4 protein-coding genes and 1 pseudogene are annotated in these 4,439 nt (G+C 66.3%); 3 read left to right on the top strand and 2 right to left on the bottom strand.

Features of this window, described 5'->3' with window-relative positions; translation table 11 throughout:
- The coding region (locus VIB55_RS12080; RefSeq protein WP_331876899.1) for a helix-turn-helix domain-containing protein at nt 1–222 on the bottom strand (222 nt) is incomplete at its 3' end.
- A gap of 153 nt (nt 223–375) precedes the next feature.
- The gene (locus VIB55_RS12075; protein ID WP_331876898.1) at nt 376–1,221 is read right to left on the bottom strand and encodes a patatin-like phospholipase family protein; all 846 of its coding nucleotides are present in this window, start codon (nt 1,219–1,221) and stop codon (nt 376–378) included.
- Between the two features lie 218 nt (nt 1,222–1,439).
- On the opposite strand from VIB55_RS12075, the gene sufC reads away from it, so the two are divergent.
- The 3 genes and pseudogenes from sufC to VIB55_RS12060 form a co-directional block, all read left to right on the top strand.
- Nucleotides 1,440–2,204 (top strand): Fe-S cluster assembly ATPase SufC, encoded by a 765-nt coding sequence (gene sufC, locus VIB55_RS12070; protein ID WP_331876897.1) that lies wholly within the window; start codon nt 1,440–1,442, stop codon nt 2,202–2,204.
- 112 nt (nt 2,205–2,316) lie between these two features.
- Nucleotides 2,317–3,726, top strand: a complete 1,410-nt coding sequence (sufB, locus tag VIB55_RS12065; protein ID WP_331876896.1) for a Fe-S cluster assembly protein SufB — start codon at nt 2,317–2,319, stop codon at nt 3,724–3,726.
- Between the two features lie 11 nt (nt 3,727–3,737).
- A pseudogene (locus VIB55_RS12060) lies at nt 3,738–4,439 on the top strand (Fe-S cluster assembly protein SufD); the annotation flags it as partial.

The following is a 4,439-nucleotide window of genomic DNA, read 5'->3' as shown; positions in this document are numbered from 1 at the left end:
GACGCTGCCGCTCTCCTCGTACCGGTCCAGCCAGCGCTGCACCTTGGTGCGGGATACGCTCAGCGCAGACTGGATCTCGGCGTTGGTCTTGCCTGCCGCAGACATCAACACGATGCGAGCGCGCTCGACTTCCCGCTGCGGTAGCGTCTGCGAGCGCGACCGCTCTTCCAGAACGCCTCGCTCACTGTCGGTGAGCTCCACTTTTCGGATGCGATTTGCCATGCGGGAGAATATAAGCTCCCCATGACTAAATCGCACGTTATTCCTGAGTCAACACACTAGGCGCGTGCCGCCGCAGTCCGCTGGCGTTAGGAACGGCGGGACCGCTCCGCAGTTCTCCGCGACCTCCGCGCCTCCGCGTGAAACCGCAGTTTCCTACGCGGGGAAATGCGCCAGGGCTTCCTTCATGGCGCGGTAGCCCTCTTCCAGGAAGTACTGCGTGCGGTGGAAGTCCCACGAGCCCAGGTGCCCGATGCGCGGCCTGACGTGCGTCACGGGCAGCCCCTTCCACTCCTCGAGCGCGCGCGCACGCTGCGCGGCGATGTTCATCGTGAGGATGCGATCGTGGATGGCGATCATCCCGCGGTCGAAGTAGCCGGCCGCGGGCGGCAAAATCTCCGAGCCCACGTCTACCGCGATCACCCGCTCCGCCCCCCACTCGAACGCCTGCTTCACCGGGAGGACGTTCAGAATCCCCCCGTCCACCAGCACGTCCCCGTCCAGCCGCAGCGGCGGAAAGTAGATGGGAATGGCGCACGACGCGTACACGGCATCCACCGGGTCCACGTCCTCCCGCACGCCCGTGCCGAACCACACCTCGCCGCACCCCATCAGCGACACCGCGTTGATCCGCAGCGGAATCGTCGCGTCCGCGAACGACTTCAGCGGCAGGTTCGCCGACAGGTAGCGCCGGAAGTGCCCGCCGTCGAATACGGCCTCCTCGCGCACGCCGCCCATCCACACCGCCCGCCGGTTGATGGAGACGATGTCCTCGCGCGTCAGGCTGCGCGCCAGCTCCCCCAGGTCGCGCCACCCCATGCCACCCGCGATGGACGCACCGATCAGCGCGCCGATGCTGGTGCCGATGATGGCGTCGGGAACGATGCCCGCCTCATCCAGCGCCTTCCACACGCCCACGTGCGCGGTGCCCTTCATCCCCCCGCCGCCCAGCACCAGCACGGTGCGCGGCCCCGGGGGCGATTGCATTTCTGCGTCGGTCAACGGCGTGCTCGCGGGCTGGGGAATCCGGGGCGGATGAAGGCGCGTCCGTCCCGGAAGTTGGGCACGTCCCCCCGGTGCCGCGCAAGGGGCGCAACCTTGACCGGGGAGCGCCCGGAACCTAGGTTATGGATGATAGTAAGAATCATTCTTGCTAGGTACGAAGAGGACACGAACCCGAGACGGCCGGCGCGCGCCGGCGGGCCCAGGAGAACCGATAGATGGCTGAACCGCTGCTCAAGATCACCAACCTCCACGCCGAGATCGCCGAAGACGGCACGGAGATCCTCAAGGGGCTGAACCTGGAGCTGAACGAGGGCGAGATCCATGCGATCATGGGCCCCAACGGCTCCGGAAAGAGCACCCTCAGCAAGGTGATCTCGGGCCACCCGGCCTACGAGGTGACGGACGGCGACATCGTGTTCCAGGGGCAGAGCGTGCTCGACATGCAGCCCGACGAGCGCGCCCGCGCCGGCATCTTCCTGGCCTTCCAGTACCCCGTGGAAATCCCCGGCGTGTCGGTCGCCAACTTCATGCGCACGGCGCTGAACGCCAAGCGCGGCGAAGAGGTAGACATCTTCGACTTCCAGGAAGAGCTGGAAGGCCGCATGGAAATGTTGGAGATGGACCCGGTGTTCGCCCAGCGCTCGGTGAACGACGGCTTCTCCGGCGGCGAAAAGAAGCGCAACGAGATCCTGCAGCTGGCCATGCTGGAGCCGGCCCTGGCCGTGATGGACGAAACCGACTCGGGCCTGGACATCGACGCGCTGAAGATCGTCACGGCGGGCATCAACAAGATCAAGTCGGAGCGCACCGGGATGTCGGTGCTCCTGATCACGCACTACCAGCGCATGCTCAACTACATCACGCCCGACAAGGTGCACGTGATGGTGGACGGGCAGATCATCCGCACGGGTGGCCCCGAACTGGCGCTGGAGCTGGAAGAGCGCGGCTACGACTGGCTTCGTGAGGAAGTAAGTGCGTGAGTGCGGAAGTGCGTGAGTGCGTGAGTGGCTGTTTCCGCACTAACGCACTCACGCACTAACGCACTCCTCCACCAGGCTGACGGTCGCGACAAAACTACCAGAGGAGGCAGCAATGCCATTCAACGAAGACGTAGCCGCACTCGGGCTCGACGAATACAAGTTCGGCTTCAAGGACGACATCGAGTACCTCTTCAAGAGCCGCAAGGGGCTCGACGAGGAGATCGTCCGGATGGTCAGCGCGCAGAAGAACGAGCCGGAGTGGATGCTCAAGAACCGGCTCAAGGCGCTGAAGCACGCCCAGGCCCGGCCGTGGCCGGAGTGGGGCGGCGACCTGTCGGGGCTCAACTTCGAGGACATCTTCTTCTACATCCGCCCCAACGAAAAGGTGGGGAAGACGTGGGACGAGGTGCCCGAAACCATCAAGAACACCTTCGAGCGGCTGGGCATTCCCGACCAGGAGCGCCGCATCCTGGCCGGGGTGGGCGCGCAGTACGAGTCGGAGGTCGTGTACCACTCGCTCAAGGCCGAGTGGGAAGACGCCGGCGTCATCTTCAAGGGGATGGATGACGGCCTGCGCGAGCACGAAGACCTGGTGCGCGAGTACTTCGGCACGGTGGTCCCGTTCCGCGACAACTTCTTCGCCGCGGTGAACACGGCGGTGTGGTCGGGCGGGTCGTTCGTGTACATCCCCAAGGGGGTGAAGCTCGACATGCCGCTGCAGGCGTACTTCCGCATCAACGCCGAGGCGATGGGGCAGTTCGAGCGCACGCTGATCATCGTCGAGGAAGGCGCCCAGGTTCAGTACATCGAGGGCTGCACGGCCCCGTCGTACAGCCAGGACTCGTTCCACTCGGGCGTCATCGAGATCGTCGTCAAGGACAACGCCCGCTGCCGCTACACGACCATCCAGAACTGGTCGCACAACGTCTACAACCTGGTCACCCAGCGCGCCAAGGTGGGCCGCCACGGGACGATGGAGTGGGTGGACGGCAACCTGGGCAGCAAGCTGACCATGAAGTACCCCAGCTGCTACCTGATGGGCGAGGGCGCGCGCGGCGAGATCCTTTCCATCGCCTACGCCGGCCCCGGCCAGCACCAGGACGCGGGCGGCAAGGTGGTGCACGCGGCGCCGCACACGTCGTCGCGCATCGTCTCCAAGTCCATCTCGCGCGGCAGCGGCCGGAGTTCGTACCGCGGCCTGCTGCACGTGCAGCCCGGCGCGCACCACTCGCGCAGCAACGTGGAGTGCGACGCGCTCCTGCTGGACGAAGAGGCACGTACGGACACCTATCCGTACATCAACATCGAAGACCAGAACGCGCAGATCGGCCACGAGGCCACGGTCAGCAAGATCGGCGACGAGCAGCTGTTCTACCTGATGTCGCGCGGTCTTTCCGAAGACGAGGCGGCTACGATGGTGGTGCGCGGCTTCATCGAGCCCATCGCCAAGGAGCTCCCGCTGGAGTACGCCGTGGAGCTGAACCGGCTGATCGAGCTGGAGATGGAAGGTTCGGTGGGATGATGACGGAGACGATGACCGCGGCACCCGAGACCGGCATCTTCACCCGCGACCAGGTGGAGATCCTTTCCGCGCGAAAGGGCGAGCCCGGCTGGCTGCTCGACGCGCGCATGCGTGCGCACGGCGCGTTCGCCGACGCGCCCATGCCCAGCACGCGCCTGGAAGACTGGCGCTACACCGACATCAAGAAGGCGCTGAAGCTCGATGCCTTTGCGTTCGCCGAGGAGCGCGGCCCGGCCCAGGCCGGCGGGTTCGCCCCCGGCCTGACCTCGCTGATGGACGAGGCGGGCGAATCCGCGGCCACGCTGGTGCAGGTGGATGCCTCCGTGGTGCTGCGCGAGCTTCCCGAGGAGCTGGCGGCGCAGGGGGTGATCTTCACCTCGCTGGAGATCGCCATCCAGCAGCACCCCGAGCTGGTGCAGCGCTTCCTGGCCACCGGCGTTACGCCCGAGGACGGCAAGTTCGCCGCGATGAACGAGTCGCTGTGGACGGGCGGCGCGTTCCTGTACGTTCCGCGCGACGTGCAGGTCGAGGCGCCCTTCCGCGTCTACCGCTGGATCGGCGAGGGCGGCACGGCGGCCTTCGGGCGCACGCTGGTCGTGGCCGAGCAGGGCGCGAAGGTGGCCGTCGTGGAAACGCTCGGGTCGGACGATTTTGGCAAGCAGGCGCTTTCCGTGGGCGCGGCCGAGATCTTTGCCGACGAGGGTGCCACGGCC

It is taken from the genome of Longimicrobium sp., assembly GCF_036554565.1.
Lineage (GTDB): Bacteria > Gemmatimonadota > Gemmatimonadetes > Longimicrobiales > Longimicrobiaceae > Longimicrobium.
The sequence above is the reverse complement of the archived record's forward strand: the minus strand, read 5'-3'. Positions and strand labels throughout refer to the sequence as shown.